Source organism: Barnesiella sp. An22 (assembly GCF_002159975.1).
GTDB classification, from domain to species: Bacteria; Bacteroidota; Bacteroidia; order Bacteroidales; family Barnesiellaceae; genus Barnesiella; species Barnesiella merdigallinarum.
In genome coordinates this window covers 45,064-62,978 of the sequence record NZ_NFJR01000013.1, presented here as the reverse complement: position 1 = coordinate 62,978, position 17,915 = coordinate 45,064, and the positions used below count along the sequence as shown (strand labels likewise).

Sequence of the window (17,915 nt, the reverse complement as noted above, 5' to 3'; positions counted from 1 at the left end):
CTGTCATTAAATAAAAACAGATTGTCGATTATGAAAAAATTTGTCCTTCTCTTTTTCGTTTGCTGTTTCCTGTTCGGGCTCGATGCTCAAACCTATCCCAAAGCTCCCGGAGTAATCCGATTACTGACCTACAACACCCACTACTGCAAGGGAGGTGGCGATCCGGGTTCAATCGACGACTACAATACCCGCCGTGTTGCTCTGGTCATCGAGGCTCTCGATGCCGACGTGGTTGCCCTGCAAGAGTTGGACAGTGCCATGAATGGACGTAATCGCAGAAACTTGTTACAGCAAATCACCGACTATACCGACATTCCCTACACTCCCATATTCGGAGGTCTCTGCAAATTGGACGGAGGGAAAGTGGGTCCGGGCGTACTGGTAAAACCCAATTTGCCCATCAGCAAAGTAAAACTTATTTCGCTGGGTGGCTCGATTGAAGAGCGTTGCGCCATGCGAATCGACTTTGACCAGTTCGTTTTCTTCTGCACTCACCTCGATCTGGACGACAATCTGCGTATCATGAGCGCCAATACCCTTATCAACGAACTGGACTACATACGCAAACCGTCGTTCCTGGCCGGCGACATGAACGACTCGCACCGTTGGGGACAAGGCGGTATCGCATTTCCCACGCTGCTCACCAAATATACCATCGCCAGCGATACCGAAGGGAATACCATTCCGGGACGTACCGACAACAACGGTCTCATCGACTATATCCTGTACCACGATTACAAAGACTCGGGTATCAAGATTGTCGATACCCATATCGTAAGAGAATTGAAAATAGAGGGTTCTGTCGTCGATCTGGCCTCCATATCGGATCACTACCCCGTATTTGTCGACATCGAAGTGCCGGGATTGAGCGCTATCGAAAATACCACTGCCGCTCAAGAGGTAAAACTCTATCCTACGTATGTACAGGACCAGCTGAACATCGAGAGTGACACCCCCGTAGAACAAGTAAACATCTATTCGCTGACCGGACAAAAGCAACTGCAACTCAAAGGCACGGATATTCGCACCGTCGACCTCTCGAGTCTGGCAAAAGGCATTTACATTGTAGAGACTTCGGCTCAAGGAAAAAGCCATAAAGCTCGAATCATCAAGCTGTAGTGTAGCCGTTCGGCCATACGTTCTTTAACACGGACATTATGACTTATTCGAAATCCATACTATGTGGACTTCTGGCTATCTCTTGTTCCTTACCGGCCTGCCAAAAGAGCAATTCCGAAGCCTCTGCCACCCCCACAGGAATAACGATAAACCAGACGTCATACACACAAGACAACATAGGCGAGGTGCGAGAAGGCAGCTCGGTTTTTCAAACCGCCATACAAGCGTCTCAAGAGGCTACACCCACCTATGTAACCGTCTACTTTCAAGAAAAGATACAGCCTCGGGGAGGGCTTGACCTTATCCCCTCTTACATCACCGTGTCGCACGACGGCTCCACCCGTCAGGGCAAATGGACCGGCGGGACGGCCCGCACCTCGTCCTATCAGAACGGCCGCCCCACCCTGCTCTTTGACCAGTGCCGGTTCGAAGGGGACATCACCCTCACAGGCACCTTCGTCTACCGTCAAAAGAGCAACGAACCCGAAGAGATATTCCTGTGGCCCGACGGTGACCCCTTCGCCCAATGGCTCTCGGGCGAACCCTACTGGGACGGCAACAACCTGGGAAATATCCAGAATCCCCAGATTATTGTCTATCGCCCCGACATCCAGACAGCGCCCGCCCCGGCCGTGCTCATCTGCCCCGGCGGCAGCTACAAGACGGTAGCCACCTACCACGAAGGCAGCCTGGTAGCACAATGGTTCAAAGAACAGGGATTCGTAGCCGCCGTACTCTACTATGCTTTCCCCTCGGGTCACCCCGAAATCCCGCTCAGCGACGCACAACAAGGCATCCGCTACCTCAAAGAGAACCACTACTCGATACAGTCCGACCCCAATCACGTGGGAGTCATCGGCTTCTCGGCCGGCGGACACCTGGCTGCATTCGTATCGACGGCATTCAACCACGACGACATCGACGTAGCACTGCCCGAAAAACGGGGCGAATCGCGTCCCGACTTCTCCATACTCTTCTACCCGGTCATCACCATGACCGAAGAGCCCTATGTGCACGAAGGCAGCCGCAACAACCTGTTGGGCACCTCGCCCACGCCGGAGATGTGCCGGGCCTGCTCGCCCGAACTGCTCATCACCCCGCAAACTCCGCCGGCCCTGCTCTTCCATGCGGCCGACGACAACGGGGTGAAGATACAGAACGCCATACGCTATGTCGAGGGACTGCAAGCCCAGAACATTCCCGCACAACTGATTACACTGCCCTCGGGCGGTCACGGATTCGGATTCTATCCCGACTACGAATGTCTGCCCCAAGTCGAAGAGGCCATCTTGAAATGGCTGTACGAAGTTCCACTGAAAAACCAATAATACAATGAAAAAGATACTTATACTTTCCGTTTTACTACAAGCCCTGACCCTCTCGGCCTTTGCTCAGGACTGGGCCGAACTCGCCCGGTATCAAGAGGCCAACCAGGCCCTGCTGGCCGGAGAAGAAGACCCTTCGCGGGTAGTCTTCATGGGTAACTCCATATTCGAACGCTGGGAGAGCACCTGCCCCGAATTTTTTGCAGGCTCATACGTCTGCCGGGGTATTTCGGGACAAACGACCCCGCAAATGCTTATCCGCTTCAAACAGGATGTCGTGCATCTGAATCCCAGCGTCGTGGTCATTCTGGGCGGCACCAACGATATTGCCGGCAACACGGGACCCTCGACCCTCGAAATGATCGAAGACAATCTCTCGTCGATGGCCGAAATCGCCACGGCCAACGGCATCAAAGTGGTCATGTGCCAGCTGCTGCCTGCATACAGTTACGGCTGGGCCCCCGATGTAGATCCCCGTCAAGACATTATAGACCTCAACCAATGGATCAAAGAGTATGCCGATGCTCACGGCTATCCCTGCGTCGACTTCTACACGCCGATGGTCAACCCCTTCAAAGCTCTGAAAGTGGAATACTCGGTAGGCGACGGAGTCCACCCAAACGAAGCCGGATATGCCGTGATGGCTCCGCTCGTCGAGGCCGCAATCGAACAGGCTATGGCCGGTAGCAGCATAGCCACCCAGACAGCCGACGACCCGGATATAGAAGTCTGGGGAGGGAAGTCGGTCATTCACGTCAAAACCCAGGCAGCCGACCACCTCTCCATATATACCCCCGACGGAGTCTGCGTGGCCGAGTATGACCTGCCGGCCGGAATCAGCAACCTCGACATGGCTCCTGGCACCTATCTGGTCAAAAGCCTCAAGTCGACCCGGAAAATACAGGTACGATAAACACCGATTATATTCACACATTACAACTATTTAATTCTCAAAGTTATGCAAAAGGTGCTAACTCTCTTCATTCTTTTGGTTCTCACGAGCGTATGCTCGGTCGACGCACAAACCTACCCCAAAGCCCCCGGGGTCATACGACTGCTTACCTACAACACCCACTACGGCAAAGGTGGCGGCAACCCGGGCGTAATGAACGACAGCAACATCGTCAATCTGGGGCGCGTCATCCGGGCTCTCAATGCCGACATCATTTCGCTGCAGGAACTCGACAGCGCATCGCAAGGCCGGGGCAACCGCTATTTGTTGCGCGACATCGCCCAAAGCACGGGTCTCGACTATGCCGACTTCTATGGCAATGCCCAACCCTTCGACAAAAACGGCAGCATAGGCTGCGGAGCACTGGTGAAGAAAAACCTGCCGGTCAAAAGCCGCTATGTAGCCTACCTGCCCGGCGATGAAGGTCGGGCTGCGGTTGAAATCGAACTCGACAAGTTTGTCTTCATCGCCACCCACTCCGACCTGCACAACGAGAAGCGCAAACAGGGAGCCAAAATCATCTGCAACGATGCCCGCGAAATGGACAAGCCCGTATTCGTGGCCGGCGACCTGAACGACTCGTTCCGATGGAGCGGAGGCGGATACTCTTTCCCCGTATTTGCCCGTGATTTTGTCATTGCCAGCGACACCGTGGGCAGCTCCATTCCCGGCCGTGCCGACGACGGCGGACTCATCGATTTCATTCTGCTGAGCAAAAAGAACCGGAAGAAGATAAAAATCGTCGATACTCACATTGTACGGACGCTTGAAATCGACGGCGAGAAGGTAGACCTGGCCCATGTCTCGGACCACTATCCCATATTCGTCGACATCATCTGCAAATAACGAAGGGCCGGGCAACGGACTCTCGGCAGGAGAGGCCCCCGAACCGGAAAGACTTTAAACCCGATACATAAGAAACCATACACGCATGACAAAACACATCACGATATTTCTATGGGCAGCCCTGCTTCTGGGGCTGCTCTCCTGCGGGCAAAATCCCGATTATGAACGTTCGGCCCAACAGCTGGCCGGGCGCCTGGTTCCGGGTCACGAAAAGGATTTCATCTTCACACTCGTGCCGGCCGAAAACGACTACTTCGAACTGAAACAACACGGAGACCAAATAGAGATTCAAGGAAATAATGGTGTCTCCATGGCGCGAGGTCTCAACCACTACCTCCGCCACTACTGCCATGCGTCTGTCTCCTGGTGCGGCAACAACCTCTCGGGCATACCCGACACATTGCCCCGGATTGCTTCGCCCCTACGCATCGAAGCCTCACAGCCCTTCAGATACTACCTCAATTATTGCACATACAGCTATTCCATGGCTTTTTGGGGCTGGGAAGAGTGGGAACAGGAGATAGATCGCATGGCTCTTCAAGGCATCAACCTGCCGCTCATGGCCGTCAACAGCCAATATGCCGTCTGGCAAAATACCCTCAAGCGTCTGGGATATACCGACGACGAAATCTTCGCCTTTCTTCCCGGTGCCGGGTACGAAGCCTGGTGGCTGATGGGCAACCTCGAGGGGTTCGGCGGACCGGTTTCGCAAGCCTTTATCGACCGACAGACCGACCTGCAAAAGAAGATGCTGCGCCGCATGCGCGAGCTGGGCATGCAACCCGTATTCCAGGGCTTCTACGGCATGGTACCCAACAGTCTGAAAGAGAAATTTCCCCAAGCACACATTCTCGAGCAGGGCGAGTGGTGCACCTATCAGCGGCCCGCCTTCCTCGACCCCAACGACCCGCTGTTCGACTCGATAGCCGACATCTACTACGCCGAGCAGAAAAGACTCTTCGGCGATGCCCTCTACTTTGCCGGTGACCCCTTCCACGAAGGCGGGCAGACCGAAGGCATCGACGTGAAAGCGGCTGCCACAAAGATACTGCAGGCCATGCGACGCATCTCGCCCAAGGCCGTGTGGATTCTGCAAGGCTGGCAACACAACCCCATGCCCAGCCTCATGGAGGGGCTGAAACAGGGCGATGCCATCATTCTCGACCTGATGGCCTGCGAACGGCCTCAATGGGGAGGCATACCCAGTTCGATGTTCTATAAACCCGAAGGGCACATGTACCACAACTGGATCTGGTGCGCCCTGCCCAACTTCGGCGGCAAGACCGGGCTGCACGGCAAGATGAGCAGTTATGCTTCGGGCCCCGTATTCGCCAAACACCACCCGCTGGGGAAAAACCTGTGCGGCATAGGTGCAGCCCCCGAAGGTATAGGAACCATTCCTGTCGTATACGATATGGTCTACGACATGGCCTGGCGGGAAGACAGCCTGAACGTAGACGAATGGCTCAAAGAGTATGCTCTCTACCGATATGGACAACCCGACTCGGCCTGCGACCAGGCCTGGGAGATTCTCGCCCATACCATCTATGAGTGTCACAACGAGACCGGCGGCCCCGTAGAGTCGTACATCTGTGCGCGACCCGCCGATACCATCAAACACGTATCGGCCTGGGGCAATGCCGAAATATTCTACGATCCCGACCAGGTGGTGACCGCCTGGGAAACGATGTATGCCTCGCGCAACAAGTTCCGTAACAGCGACACCTACCGCTACGACCTGGTAGACCTGACCCGCCAGGTATTGAGCGACTATCTGAAAGCGTTGCATCGCCAGGCGGTAGCTGCCTTCCAACACCACGATGCCCCCCGGTTCACCCGCCTGTCGGCCCGGATGCTCGACATCATCCGCGACGACGACCGGCTGCTCTCCACCCGCAAGGAATTTTATGTGGGCACCTGGATAGGCGAAGCCGAAAAGGCCGGTACCAATCCCCAGGAAAAGGCGCAGTTCGTGGCCAATGCCAAACGACAGATTACCACCTGGACCGATTACGATTCAGAACTGCACGACTATGCCCACAAGGAGTGGGGCGGCCTCATGCGCGACCTCTACCTGCCCCGATGGGAGGCTTGGGTCAACTACAAGCTGGCTCTGCTGAAAGGGGAGCCTGCCCGGGAGCCCGACTACTTCGGTCTGGAAAAGGCGTGGGTAACCAGCGACAAGACATACGACGAAGGCCCCTCGGGCGATTCCATTGCCATCATCGAGGAGCTCTACAAGCAATACATCGGAGAGATACGTCAAACTTATAAAAATATTTAAAATTGCAAGATACCCGATGAGACATCAACCCCCTTATTCGTCTACTTTATAAACAAATAATCATTAACACCATAGAACACACATTATGTTACACAAAGTGCTTATATGCTCGTTGCTGCTTGCTTCAAGCGCGACTTATTCACAGGCAGTCCAGAAACAGATTCCTCCTTACAAAAACCCCGATCTCCCTATCGAAGAGCGGGTGGAGGATCTGCTGGGCCGCATGACTATTGACGAGAAAATTGCCCAAATACGGCACATTCACTCGTCCGACATTTTCAACGGACAGGAGTTTGATCCTCAAAAACTCTCAAACAAAGCAGGCGACATCGCCTGGGGCTTTGTCGAAGGATTCCCCCTTACCGGCGACAACTGTGCCCGATACATGCGCCCCATACAGAAGTACATGGTCGAGGAGACCCGTCTGGGTATTCCCGTCTTCACCGTAGCCGAATCGCTGCATGGCGTGGTACACGACGGCAACACCGTCTATCCCCAGAACATCGCACTCGGCAGCACGTTCACACCACAACTGGCTCGTGAAAAGGCTCATCACATCGCAAACGACCTTCACAGCATGGGATTCAAACAAGTGCTGGCTCCCTGTATCGATGCCGTGCGCGACTTGCGATGGGGCCGGGTAGAAGAGTCGTATGGCGAGGACCCCTACCTGTGCGGCCTATTCGCTATCGAAGAGGTGGACGGATATCTCGAAAGCGGCATATCGCCCATGCTCAAACACTACGGGCCTCACGGCAACCCGCTGAGCGGTCTGAATCTGGCGTCGGTGGAATGCGGACTGAGAGACCTGCACGAGATTTATCTCAAGCCTTTCGAAATGGTGGTAAAGAACACGGGGATACTGGCCGTAATGTCGAGCTACAACTCGTGGAACCACGTGCCCAATTCGGCTTCGCACTATATGCTCACCGAAATTCTGCGCAATCAATGGGGATTCAAAGGGTATGTCTACTCCGACTGGGGTGCCATCGAAATGCTCAAAAGCATGCACCGCACGGCCCGCAACTCGTCCGAAGCCGCTATCCAGGCCATTACCGCCGGACTCGATGTCGAAGCCTCGAGCAACTGCTACCCCTTCTTGAAAAGTCTTGTCGAAAAAGGGGTCATCGACGAATCGGTCATCGACACGGCTGTACGCCGGGTCTTGTATGCCAAGTTTGCCTCGGGCCTGTTTGACGACCCCTACGGCAACCGATACGAACAGAACAAACGCCACACTCCCGAGAGCGTAAGGCTGTCGAAGGCCATCGCCGACGAATCGACCGTATTGCTGAAAAACGAAAACAACCTGCTGCCCCTCGACCCCAAACGCCTGAAGTCGATTGCCGTCATCGGCCCCAATGCCGACCAGATACAGTTTGGCGATTACACCTGGAGCCGCAACAACAAAGACGGCATCACTCCGCTGCAAGGCATCAAAAGCCAGGTGGGCAAAAACACCATCGTTCGCTATGCCAAAGGATGTAGCCTGGCTTCGCTCGATACATCGGGCATTGCCGAAGCCGTAGAAGCTGCCCGTCAAAGCGAGGTCGCCGTCATCTTCGGCGGCAGCACCAGTGCGGCATTCGTACGCGACGGTTACAAAAATTCGACCTGCGGCGAGGGCTTCGACCTCAACGATCTGAACCTCACCGGAGCCCAGACCCAACTCATCCGTGCGGTATACGACACGGGTACCCCCGTCATTCTCGTACTGGTAACAGGCAAACCGTTTGCCATCGAGTGGGAGAAGAACAACCTCCCCGCCATACTCGTGCAGTGGTATGCCGGTGAACAGGCCGGAAACTCCATCGCCGACATTCTGTTCGGCCGGGTAAATCCCTCGGGACGCCTTACCTTCTCCTTCCCCCGAAGCACCGGCCATCTGCCCGTCTACTACAACTACCTCCCCTCCGACCGAGGCTTCTACCACAATCCGGGCAGTTACGACGCTCCGGGCCGCGACTATGTATTCTCCTCGCCCACGGCGCTCTACTCCTTCGGATACGGTCTCTCCTACACGTCGTTTGTCTACAAGAATCTCACGACCGACCGCGATAAATATGGCTTGACCGACACCATCAAGGCTACCGTCGAGGTGAAGAATACCGGCAAACGCACCGGAAAAGAGGTGGTACAACTCTACGTGCGCGACAAGGTGAGCACCTATGTAACCCCGATAAGACAATTGCGCGACTTCCTGAAAATCGAGCTGAAGCCGGGCGAAAGCCGCACCGTACATTTGCAGGTTCCCGTAGCCGAACTCTATCTGGTCGATGAACAGAACCACCGATTTGTCGAACCCGGCGAATTCATCATCGAGGCCGGACAGTCGTCCGACAACATTATCCTGACGAAGAGCGTCGTCGTAGGCGAACCTTCGACCATCGGCGACGATGAAGTCGTAGTAGCCTATACCCCGAAAAGCTCGCGGCAAATGCAGGTAAAAGGCGAGGTACGCGACATACAGGCTACCCTCGTACCCGGCATGCAGGTTATCGAGAAGAGCACGGGGAAAACCCTGGCCAAGACCGATGAACGCGGCAGATTCCAGGTAACGACCGGCAACCACGAGTTCCTGGTCTTCAAGAAATCGGGCTACCGCACTGCCGAAATCGAAGTGAACAACCGCAACGTCATCAACATGACCGTCAACTACGGAGAGGATTAACCCTTGTTTACCCACACATCCAACACGATAAAAACAGATATGAAGAAAATCATAATCGCTTGTCTGTGGTGCTGCATATCCCTGTTTGCGGGATATGCGGCGCAAGACACCCCGCTGAATATCACTCCTGCCCCTCAAGAGATGACCGTGAAAAGCGGCACTTTCGCCCTCACGCCTCAAACGTCGCTGGTCGTCGGCCGTACCCAACGGGCCGACCTGCAAAAGGTGGCCGCCTACTTTCAGGCCAAAATCAATCGAGCCACCGGCTACGACCTGGCTATCAAAAACAGCGGCAACCACAACTGCATCTCGCTGCAGATAGACCGCTCGCTGAAACTGGGCGACGAAGGCTACCGGTTGAGCGTCACCCCCAAGCGGGTACAGGTCAAGGCCCGCACACCGCAAGGTCTCTTCTACGGCATGCAGTCGGTCATGCAGCTGCTCCCTCCCCAAATCGAGAGCGAGCAACCTGTCGACGGTATCGACTGGACAATGCCCTGTGTCGAAATCGGTGACGAACCGGCCTACGGCTACCGCGGCATGATGCTCGACGTGTGCCGCCACTTCCACGACGTGGAATTCGTCAAGAAACAGCTCGACATCATGGCCATGTTCAAGATGAACTATTTCCACTGGCACCTCACCGACGACCACCTCTGGACCATCGAAGTAAAGAGATACCCCCGCCTCACCGAGGTAGGTTCGGTACGCCACAATGCCGACGGCTCCATACACCGGGGATTTTATACGCAAGAGCAGATTAAAGAGGTAGTCGCCTATGCGGCCGACCGCTTCATCACCGTCATCCCCGAGATTGAGTTGCCGGGTCACGCCCTGGCCGCCCTCACCGCCTACCCCGAATACTCCTGTACCGGCGGCCCGTTTGAGCTGCGCAACAAGTGGGGCGTGGAAGACAACGTCTATTGTGCCGGCAACGACAAGACTTTCGAATTTCTCGAAAACATTCTCGACGAGGTGATTCCCCTCTTCCCGGGCAAATATGTACACATCGGTGGCGACGAATGCCCCAAAAAGAGATGGAAAGCCTGCCCCAAATGCCAGAAACGTATCCAAGATGAAAATCTGAAAGACGAACACGAACTGCAAAGCTACTTTATCCACCGCATCGAGAAAATCATTCTCGAACACGGCAAGGCCATGATTGGCTGGGACGAGATACTCGAAGGCGGACTGGCCCCCTCGGCTACCGTCATGTCGTGGCGGGGCGAAGAGGGCGGTATCGCAGCCGCTTCGATGGGACACGACGTGATTATGACCCCCTCGCCGTGGCTCTATGTCGATGCCGGTCAAGGAGCCGTCGAGGCCGAGCCCATCGCCATCAAGTTTGCCATCATGCTCGACAAAATCTACAACTACGACCCCTCGTCCGAAAAGATTCCCGAGAACCTTCGCCACCATGTACTGGGCGCCCAGTGCAACATGTGGACCGAATATGCCGTCACGCCCGACTATACCGAGTATCTGCTCTACCCGCGCATGCTCGCTCTGGCCGAACTCGACTGGACTCCCAAAGAGAAAAAAGACTATAACTCGTTTGCCCGTCGCCTCGACTCGCAACTGGTACGGCTCGACATGCACCACATCAACTACCACATTCCCCTGCCCGAAGGGCCCATGGCCAACCGCATCGCCTTTACCGACCAGACGACACTGACCTTCCACAACAGCCGCAACTACCCCATGGTCTATACTACCGATGGCAGCGAACCGCAGGCCGGGTCGACCCGATATGAGAATCCGTTGACCTTCGACCGCAACACGACCTTGAAAATCGCTACGCTGCTCCCCTCGGGGAAATTGAGTACGACCCGTACCCTCGAGGTGGTTCGCGAGCCGCTCATGCCGGCAACCGACCAGGCTACCCAACCGGGTATCGAACGGCGACGCACCGAAGGTAACCTCTACTTTGTAAAAGACTTAGAGGGGGCCTACTGGACCGAGCCTCAAGTGGTCAAGGATTTCAGCCTCAAGACCAGTGGCGACGAAAAGGGGGCCTACTGCTACACGGGCTACTTCGAAGTCCCGGCCGACGGTATCTACTACTTCTCTTCCGAGATGGACGAACTGCAAATCGACGGACGGGTGGTCATCAGCAACGACGGCCGACTCGTGCGCCACTCGCACACCCGCAACTCGATAGCTCTGCAAAAGGGCAAACACGCTTTCCGCCTGCTGATGATCAACAACAACATCGGCGGCTACCTGCGTGCCTGGAACAACAAAGGGTTTATATTCGCACCCGAAGGTGGTACGTTGGCCCTGCCCGACCCGGCTACACTCTCTCACTAATCATAAAATCGGCAATTAAAAAAAGAGCGGGGAACCAGCGATGGCTCCCCGCTTTTCATAACGAGTCGGTTCGACACTGCCGCCTGTCGAAAACTTTGTTTTCGCTCTCGTCTCTTGTATCTTTGAATAAGACAGGAGGCGGTTCAGCATAAAAATCAAGTAAACTTGTTTTTCTACTTTCGCCTTTTCGTATCTTTGTAAAAAATAGCAGGCTATGAAGAAAGATAACTATTCACGCAAGGTCCCCGGCTGGTTCAAGGTGTTGATACTGATAACGGCTCTGCCGATTTTCGCCTGGCCCTGGTTGATGAGTCGGGCCACGTCGGCCTTTACCGAGAGCGGTATGGACGACAGTCTGCCGTGGACATTTGTCATGCTTATGCCCCTTTACGTCGTGCTCTCCACCTGGATCAGTTACCGGGTCTATGCCTCCCGGCCCGAGGTGTCGTGGATTTTGCAGGCATTGCAAATTCTGGTCTATATAGCCTTGGCCATACTGGTAGCATAGCACTGAGGCCCATGACTTAAGGATTATAAAGGTCGGGGTTGGAGAAGTTGATAATCTCCATCACCATTTCGTAGGCCTGACGAGCCGGACTCTCGGGATTGATTTCGGTCGCTTTCAAATAATTCTCAATCGCCAATTTCCAGTTCCCCTGTTTCCAGAAGAGGGCCCCTTTCAGGTAATAGGCCCCATCGTCCTGCGGGTCGCAAGCCAAGCGTTCTTCGAGGTGAACGAGTGCCTTCTCCAACTCGTTTTCACCAATCATTCGATTTATATCTTCTATTGAAATCATATCCATTCCAAATTATTGTGTAACAAAGATAGTGAAAAGCACTGCAATGGCAAAAAGAGGACAAAGTTTCGCTCTTGCTTTTGCCGAATGGCTACACGACCCTTATCCTGGGTATGAACAACTGCGACAGTGGAACTCACGGAATTAAAAATCGCACAATCGCTATCTATTTAAAAGATAACGGAATTGAGATTAGAAAGTAAAAAGGGTGTCAATATAAAAAATTGATGTACCTTTGCCCCCGAAATTCTAACACACAAAAAACTATGTCTACTTATACCGAAGATACTCGTAAAGTAACGACTCACCGCCTGATGGAGATGAAGCTCCGCGGCGAAAAGATTTCGATGTTGACCGCCTACGATTTCTCTATGGCGACTCTTATAGACCAGGCCGGTATCGATGTCATTCTGGTTGGCGACTCGGCTTCCAACGTGATGGCGGGCAATGTGACCACGCTGCCCATCACCCTCGACCAGATGATTTATCACGGCAAGTCGGTGGTACGTGCCGTCAAACGGGCGCTGGTGGTTGTCGACATGCCCTTCGGGTCGTACCAGGGCAACTCGAAAGAGGCTGTGGCCTCGGCCATCCGCATCATGAAGGAGACGCACGCCGACTGTGTGAAGATGGAGGGCGGAGCCGAAATACGCGAATCGGTAGAGCGCATACTCAGTGCCGGTATCCCCGTGATGGGTCACCTGGGCCTCACACCCCAGTCGATCAACAAATTCGGCACCTATACCGTACGTGCCCGCGAAGAGGCCGAAGCAAAAAAACTGATCGAGGATGCCCATCTGCTCGAGGAAATCGGCTGCTTTGCCCTCGTACTCGAGAAGATTCCCGCTACGCTGGCTACCCGCGTGGCCGAGGAGCTGACCATCCCCGTAATCGGTATCGGTGCCGGTGGCGGTGTAGACGGCCAGGTGCTCGTGATGCACGACATGCTGGGTATCAACAAAGGGTTCTCGCCCCGCTTCCTTCGTCGGTATGCCGACCTGAGCACTACCATCACCGAAGCGGTTCAGGCCTATATAAAAGATGTAAAGACGCGCGACTTCCCCAACGAGAAGGAGCAATACTAAAAACGGAAACGCAAAAGGAGTTGTGTCGCAGGGCACAGTTCCTTTTTGCTTGACTGGGGGCCATGTGGCCCGAACCGCAAACGGCACCGGCACAACCACCTGCCGTCACAACCGAAGGCCGGTTACCGGCGCTCACCCCCTGCAAACTCCAGCCCAGCCACAAATCGGGGCATGGACAAGAAGACATTCATCACACCATTTGCCAGATAGTATCTTATGATCAAGAACCGTAATCTTTCACTCGACCTGTTGCGGGTCATTGCCTGTTACCTGGTCATGCAACAACATGCCAGCGAGTATTACTACATTGGCGACCAACTCAGTGTCGTCACCGGTAGCAACACCTTCTGGATAGGTATCATCACCTCGCTATGCCGCACGTCGGTACCCCTGTTTGTCATGCTGTCGGGATTTCTGCTGCTCCCGATGCAAGACTCCATCTCCCGGTTCTTCCGCAAGCGGTTCACCCGCATCGTCTACCCCTTTGTCGTCTGGTGCGTCATCTACGCCATCTACTTCATGGCTACACGGGGCGAGTCGGTGGGCGACCTGGCTCTGCACATCCTGCACATCCCCGTCAACTTCGGGTGCGAGATAGGCCATCTGTGGTATATCTACATGCTCATCGGGCTCTACCTGGTTGTCCCCATCATCTCGCCCTGGCTCGAACGGGCCGGCAAACGCGAGCTGGAAGGCTACCTGGCCCTGTGGACTCTCACCACCTTCCTCCCCTACATACACCTGGCCTACCCCGAAGTGCTGGGCGAGGCCTTCTGGAACGACACCCCCCTGCTCTACTACTTCACCGGGTTTATCGGCTATTTCATTCTGGGGTATTACCTGCGAAGATACGGCTACCCCTCGGCACTCCTCTCGTGGGTATTGCTCGTGGCGGGTTACGCTGTCACGGCCGGCCTCTTCTGCGCACGCATCGATACCGTAGCCACCATTCCCGAGCTGGAACTCAGCTGGCGCTTCTGTACCGTAAACGTACTGATGATGTCGTTGGGACTCTTCTCGCTCATCGGCCGGCTGAAACTGAACGGGCAAAGCCGGGGGGCGCAGCTCCTCACCGACATCTCGGTCAAAAGCTACGGTATGTACCTGGCCCACATCATCGTGCTCAACTTCTACTACGACCTGATTCACCCCCTTGCCCAGGCAGCCTACATAGCCATACCCCTCATAGCCGTGTGCACCTTCGTCACCGTCTACCTGCTGGTGAAGGTGATAGCCTGGCTGCCCAAGAGCAAATACATCATCGGATAAGGCCGTCGGGGACCCGACACTACTTCGAGCCCGACTGCTCCTGCGCCTTGAGCAGGTCTCTGATTTCGGTCAGCAGCTTCACCTCGGCCGAAGGTTCGGGCGGCGTAGCAGCCGCCTGAGCTTGCGCCTGCGCCTTGCGTTTGGCCGTGAGCCGCGTGATGAGTTTGATGAAGAGGAAAATCGAGAAGGCGATAATCAGGAAGTCGAACGTCATCTGCAGGAAGTTCCCGTAGTTAAGCGTCACGGCCGCCTGTTCCACGCCGTTGACCTCGCGCGGCGCCTTCAGCACCCACTTCAGGTCGGTGAAGTTGACACCCCCTACCAGCACACCCAGGAGCGGCATGATAATATCGGCCACCAGCGAAGAGACAATTTTGCCGAAAGCCCCCCCGATAATCACACCCACGGCCAAGTCGATGACGTTGCCACGCATCGCAAAGTTTTTAAAGTCGGTCCAAAAAGAACTTTTCATAACGGTACATTTTAGTATTACAGATAGATTACTCACATTCAAGGATATGCAAATAAAGAAATTTTTCTTTTATTTTCACATTCGCATACATTGTATTCAAAAAAAATATATACCTTTGCAGTGCAATTTTAGGAGCAAAGTATAAAATTATGAAATATAAAATTGCCTTTTTGCTGGTTTTGCTTGCCCTGATGAGCAGTTGCGCCACTCCATGCGGTTGTTAAACAATATGGCAAGAGCAAATGTTTTTAAGGCAGCGGGTCGGAAAAGAGAAAAAACGCGAGACATTATTTTTATTCAATAAACACTTAAAGTTTTATTACAATGATTAAAGTAGGTATCAATGGTTTTGGCCGCATCGGACGTTTCGTTTTCCGTGCAGCACAAACAAGAAACGACATCCAGATCGTAGGTATTAACGACCTTTGCCCGGTTGACTATTTGGCATACATGTTGAAATACGACACGATGCACGGTCATTTCGATGGCACGATCGAGGCTGATGTTGAGAAAAGTCAATTGATCGTAAACGGTAAAACGATTCGTGTTACCGCCGAAAAGAACCCTGCCGACCTGAAATGGAACGAGGTAGGTGCTGAATATGTAGTAGAATCTACCGGTCTCTTCCTGACCAAAGAAAAAGCTCAAGCTCACATCCAAGCTGGTGCCAAATATGTAGTTATGTCGGCTCCTTCGAAAGATGATACCCCCATGTTCGTTTGCGGTGTAAACGAGAACACTTACGTTAAAGGTACTCAATTCGTATCGAACGCTTCTTGTACGACCAACTGCTTGGCTCCTATCGCCAAAGTATTGAACGACAAATTCGGTATCCTCGATGGTCTTATGACGACGGTTCACTCGACGACGGCTACTCAAAAAACCGTTGACGGTCCTTCGATGAAAGACTGGCGTGGTGGTCGTGCCGCTTCGGGCAACATCATCCCCTCTTCGACGGGTGCTGCCAAAGCCGTAGGTAAAGTTATTCCTTCGTTGAATGGCAAACTGACCGGTATGTCGATGCGTGTTCCGACTCTGGATGTTTCGGTTGTTGACTTGACGGTTAACTTGGCTAAACCGGCTACTTATGCCGAAATCTGCGCCGCTATGAAAGAGGCTTCGGAAGGCGAACTGAAAGGTATCCTCGGTTACACCGAAGACGCAGTTGTATCTTCTGACTTCCTGGGCGATACTCGTACTTCGATCTTCGATGCCAAAGCTGGTATCGCTTTGACCGACACGTTCGTAAAAGTTGTTTCTTGGTATGACAACGAGATCGGTTACTCGAACAAAGTTCTCGACCTGATCGCTCACATGGCTAAAGTAAACGGCTAATCATTATCCACACGATAATACATAAGAAAGCCGACCCTTTATCGGGGTCGGCTTTTTTCGTCTCAATCCGACAGGTACACCCTCGCCATATACCCTTGAAGGCATCCTTCTTTGTGCCACGCCACACCTCTCGGATTTACCGGTCTCACACATATACAACACCATAGCTCGACAAAAAGTTATTCAGCACGGGCAGTATTTCGCCCACGGCCTTGCCCATGTTGCCGGTTACCCGCACCGGCATATCGGTGTACTGCGGCTCGATGCCGCAAATCATCGATACCGCCCGATGCTCTCGCTCGGTCAGCCCAATCTCACACATCAGCATGTAGGCCACGCCGTCAAACTCGATTTCGGCCTCGTGCCGTACCCGCTTGCGCGGTGTCTCGTCGCGCTCGTAAGCCACCAGCCAGTGCGATGCTGCCAAGGCTGCCAAAGCCGGTGCTTCCCATTCGATTGTCTTCATTGTTGCTTGCTCCTTTCCTTCGACGCCACTCTGCCAGGGTATATTCACACTGCTTTTACCTGTTTTGCCCGTGTATCTCTTCCCTCTGTTTATAAATTACATAGGTAATATACCCCGGCAGAGTGTTATCAAATATGTTAATTATTAGCCTATTATTTCGTTTATTCAAAAAAAGTTTCTACCTTTGTATGTGGTAATAATACCACACAAATATACAACTCAAAATCGCATTATGCAAATTATTAAAGGTAATTTTACCATATAAATTTTATACGGCCATGAGCAACGACGATAAAATTATCAGAATCAAAGCGTTAATAGACGACCAGGGAATCACCCAGTCGGAGTTTGCCAAACGCATTGCCATCGATGCTTCCAACTTTTCGAAGCACCTGACCGGCAAATTACCCATCAGCGACTCGCTCATCAACAAAATCGTAGTCGAACTGGGCGTCTCGAAGGAGTGGCTCTGCTCGGGCAACGGCCCCATGTACGCCTCGACCAGCTCTACAACCAACGACGGGCACAACCACATACGCACCCTCACCCTCCCCTCGGGAGCCATCGTACCCGAGGTGCGCAATGGCGCCAAGGTATACGGGCTCGACGTCACAGCCGGCAACTTGGGGCGTGACCGCATGTTTACCGACGACCTGGTCATCGGCAGCATCGACGTCCCATTCATCAACCCCGACTGCAGCATCGTCAAGGTGAGCGGCGACAGCATGAAACCGGTCATCAACAACGGCGACATGATAGCCATCCGCGAAATCAAAAACCCCAACCTCATCTTTTGGGGCCAAATCTACGTCGTACTGCTCGAAGACTACCGCATGGTCAAGTATGTGCGCAAGCACGAGAACCCCGAACGGGTAATCCTGCGCAGCGAAAACAAAGAATATGACGACATCGAAATCGAGAAGCGCGACATCTGCGACCTCTTCATCGTCGAGAATATCATACGCATCGACAATCGCATATAAG

Annotated in this window: 15 protein-coding genes; 12 read left to right on the top strand and 3 right to left on the bottom strand. The window is 53.7% G+C overall.

Going from position 1 to position 17,915, the window contains the following annotated elements; all coding sequences use genetic code 11:
* The first annotated feature begins 30 nt into the window (after nucleotides 1–30).
* From B5F38_RS11640 to B5F38_RS11605, 8 genes are all read left to right on the top strand, one after another.
* A complete protein-coding gene (locus B5F38_RS11640) occupies nucleotides 31–1,119 on the top strand; it encodes an endonuclease/exonuclease/phosphatase family protein (protein WP_087409395.1) in 1,089 nt (362 codons plus the stop codon).
* 38 nt (nucleotides 1,120–1,157) lie between these two features.
* Nucleotides 1,158–2,447, top strand: coding sequence for an alpha/beta hydrolase (locus tag B5F38_RS11635; protein ID WP_087409394.1), 1,290 nt, complete (start codon nucleotides 1,158–1,160; stop codon nucleotides 2,445–2,447).
* A 4-nt stretch (nucleotides 2,448–2,451) separates the two neighbouring features.
* Nucleotides 2,452–3,357 carry an SGNH/GDSL hydrolase family protein gene (locus tag B5F38_RS11630; RefSeq protein WP_087409393.1) on the top strand — a complete coding sequence of 302 codons (906 nt, stop codon included), beginning with the start codon at nucleotides 2,452–2,454 and terminating at the stop codon, nucleotides 3,355–3,357.
* Between the two features lie 45 nt (nucleotides 3,358–3,402).
* A complete protein-coding gene (locus B5F38_RS11625) occupies nucleotides 3,403–4,242 on the top strand; it encodes an endonuclease/exonuclease/phosphatase family protein (RefSeq protein WP_087409392.1) in 840 nt (279 codons plus the stop codon).
* Nucleotides 4,243–4,327: 85 nt separating this feature from the next.
* Nucleotides 4,328–6,526 carry an alpha-N-acetylglucosaminidase gene (locus B5F38_RS11620; protein ID WP_087409391.1) on the top strand — a complete coding sequence of 733 codons (2,199 nt, stop codon included), beginning with the start codon at nucleotides 4,328–4,330 and terminating at the stop codon, nucleotides 6,524–6,526.
* Nucleotides 6,527–6,611: 85 nt separating this feature from the next.
* Nucleotides 6,612–9,197, top strand: coding sequence for a glycoside hydrolase family 3 N-terminal domain-containing protein (locus B5F38_RS11615; RefSeq protein ID WP_087409390.1), 2,586 nt, complete (start codon nucleotides 6,612–6,614; stop codon nucleotides 9,195–9,197).
* Between the two features lie 39 nt (nucleotides 9,198–9,236).
* Nucleotides 9,237–11,507 carry a family 20 glycosylhydrolase gene (locus B5F38_RS11610; RefSeq protein ID WP_087409389.1) on the top strand — a complete coding sequence of 757 codons (2,271 nt, stop codon included), beginning with the start codon at nucleotides 9,237–9,239 and terminating at the stop codon, nucleotides 11,505–11,507.
* Between the two features lie 214 nt (nucleotides 11,508–11,721).
* A complete protein-coding gene (locus B5F38_RS11605; RefSeq protein WP_087409388.1) occupies nucleotides 11,722–12,015 on the top strand; it encodes a hypothetical protein in 294 nt (97 codons plus the stop codon).
* Between the two features lie 16 nt (nucleotides 12,016–12,031).
* Here the strand turns inward: B5F38_RS11605 and B5F38_RS11600 are convergent, their stop codons facing one another.
* Nucleotides 12,032–12,304, bottom strand: coding sequence for a tetratricopeptide repeat protein (locus B5F38_RS11600; RefSeq protein ID WP_241147860.1), 273 nt, complete (start codon nucleotides 12,302–12,304; stop codon nucleotides 12,032–12,034).
* Between the two features lie 266 nt (nucleotides 12,305–12,570).
* Between B5F38_RS11600 and panB the strand changes: the two genes are divergently transcribed.
* Nucleotides 12,571–13,389, top strand: coding sequence for a 3-methyl-2-oxobutanoate hydroxymethyltransferase (panB, locus tag B5F38_RS11595; RefSeq protein WP_087409387.1), 819 nt, complete (start codon nucleotides 12,571–12,573; stop codon nucleotides 13,387–13,389).
* Between the two features lie 216 nt (nucleotides 13,390–13,605).
* Nucleotides 13,606–14,658 carry an acyltransferase family protein gene (locus B5F38_RS11590; RefSeq protein WP_087409386.1) on the top strand — a complete coding sequence of 351 codons (1,053 nt, stop codon included), beginning with the start codon at nucleotides 13,606–13,608 and terminating at the stop codon, nucleotides 14,656–14,658.
* A gap of 19 nt (nucleotides 14,659–14,677) precedes the next feature.
* On the opposite strand, the gene mscL is transcribed toward B5F38_RS11590, so the two are convergent.
* The gene (gene mscL, locus B5F38_RS11585; protein ID WP_087409385.1) at nucleotides 14,678–15,130 is read right to left on the bottom strand and encodes a large-conductance mechanosensitive channel protein MscL; all 453 of its coding nucleotides are present in this window, start codon (nucleotides 15,128–15,130) and stop codon (nucleotides 14,678–14,680) included.
* A 324-nt stretch (nucleotides 15,131–15,454) separates the two neighbouring features.
* Between mscL and gap the strand changes: the two genes are divergently transcribed.
* The gene (gene gap, locus B5F38_RS11580) at nucleotides 15,455–16,465 is read left to right on the top strand and encodes a type I glyceraldehyde-3-phosphate dehydrogenase (RefSeq protein WP_025278431.1); all 1,011 of its coding nucleotides are present in this window, start codon (nucleotides 15,455–15,457) and stop codon (nucleotides 16,463–16,465) included.
* Nucleotides 16,466–16,610: 145 nt separating this feature from the next.
* On the opposite strand, the gene B5F38_RS11575 is transcribed toward gap, so the two are convergent.
* Nucleotides 16,611–16,931, bottom strand: coding sequence for a hypothetical protein (locus B5F38_RS11575; protein ID WP_087409384.1), 321 nt, complete (start codon nucleotides 16,929–16,931; stop codon nucleotides 16,611–16,613).
* Nucleotides 16,932–17,209: 278 nt separating this feature from the next.
* Here B5F38_RS11575 and B5F38_RS11570 point away from each other — a divergent pair, with 278 nt between their 5' ends.
* The gene (locus tag B5F38_RS11570; protein ID WP_087409383.1) at nucleotides 17,210–17,914 is read left to right on the top strand and encodes a LexA family transcriptional regulator; all 705 of its coding nucleotides are present in this window, start codon (nucleotides 17,210–17,212) and stop codon (nucleotides 17,912–17,914) included.
* Nucleotide 17,915 lies beyond the last annotated feature (1 nt).

What these genes read in the sequence shown, in the direction of transcription:
- B5F38_RS11640 (WP_087409395.1), top strand. Translation starts at nt 31, where the DNA reads ATGAAAAAATTTGTCCTTCTCTTTTTCGTTTGCTGTTTCCTGTTCGGG.
- B5F38_RS11635 (WP_087409394.1), top strand. Translation starts at nt 1,158, where the DNA reads ATGACTTATTCGAAATCCATACTATGTGGACTTCTGGCTATCTCTTGT.
- B5F38_RS11630 (WP_087409393.1), top strand. Translation starts at nt 2,452, where the DNA reads ATGAAAAAGATACTTATACTTTCCGTTTTACTACAAGCCCTGACCCTC.
- B5F38_RS11625 (WP_087409392.1), top strand. Translation starts at nt 3,403, where the DNA reads ATGCAAAAGGTGCTAACTCTCTTCATTCTTTTGGTTCTCACGAGCGTA.
- B5F38_RS11620 (WP_087409391.1), top strand. Translation starts at nt 4,328, where the DNA reads ATGACAAAACACATCACGATATTTCTATGGGCAGCCCTGCTTCTGGGG.
- B5F38_RS11615 (WP_087409390.1), top strand. Translation starts at nt 6,612, where the DNA reads ATGTTACACAAAGTGCTTATATGCTCGTTGCTGCTTGCTTCAAGCGCG.
- B5F38_RS11610 (WP_087409389.1), top strand. Translation starts at nt 9,237, where the DNA reads ATGAAGAAAATCATAATCGCTTGTCTGTGGTGCTGCATATCCCTGTTT.
- B5F38_RS11605 (WP_087409388.1), top strand. Translation starts at nt 11,722, where the DNA reads ATGAAGAAAGATAACTATTCACGCAAGGTCCCCGGCTGGTTCAAGGTG.
- B5F38_RS11600 (WP_241147860.1), bottom strand. Translation starts at nt 12,304, where the DNA reads ATGATTTCAATAGAAGATATAAATCGAATGATTGGTGAAAACGAGTTG.
- panB (WP_087409387.1), top strand. Translation starts at nt 12,571, where the DNA reads ATGTCTACTTATACCGAAGATACTCGTAAAGTAACGACTCACCGCCTG.
- B5F38_RS11590 (WP_087409386.1), top strand. Translation starts at nt 13,606, where the DNA reads ATGATCAAGAACCGTAATCTTTCACTCGACCTGTTGCGGGTCATTGCC.
- mscL (WP_087409385.1), bottom strand. Translation starts at nt 15,130, where the DNA reads ATGAAAAGTTCTTTTTGGACCGACTTTAAAAACTTTGCGATGCGTGGC.
- gap (WP_025278431.1), top strand. Translation starts at nt 15,455, where the DNA reads ATGATTAAAGTAGGTATCAATGGTTTTGGCCGCATCGGACGTTTCGTT.
- B5F38_RS11575 (WP_087409384.1), bottom strand. Translation starts at nt 16,931, where the DNA reads ATGAAGACAATCGAATGGGAAGCACCGGCTTTGGCAGCCTTGGCAGCA.
- B5F38_RS11570 (WP_087409383.1), top strand. Translation starts at nt 17,210, where the DNA reads ATGAGCAACGACGATAAAATTATCAGAATCAAAGCGTTAATAGACGAC.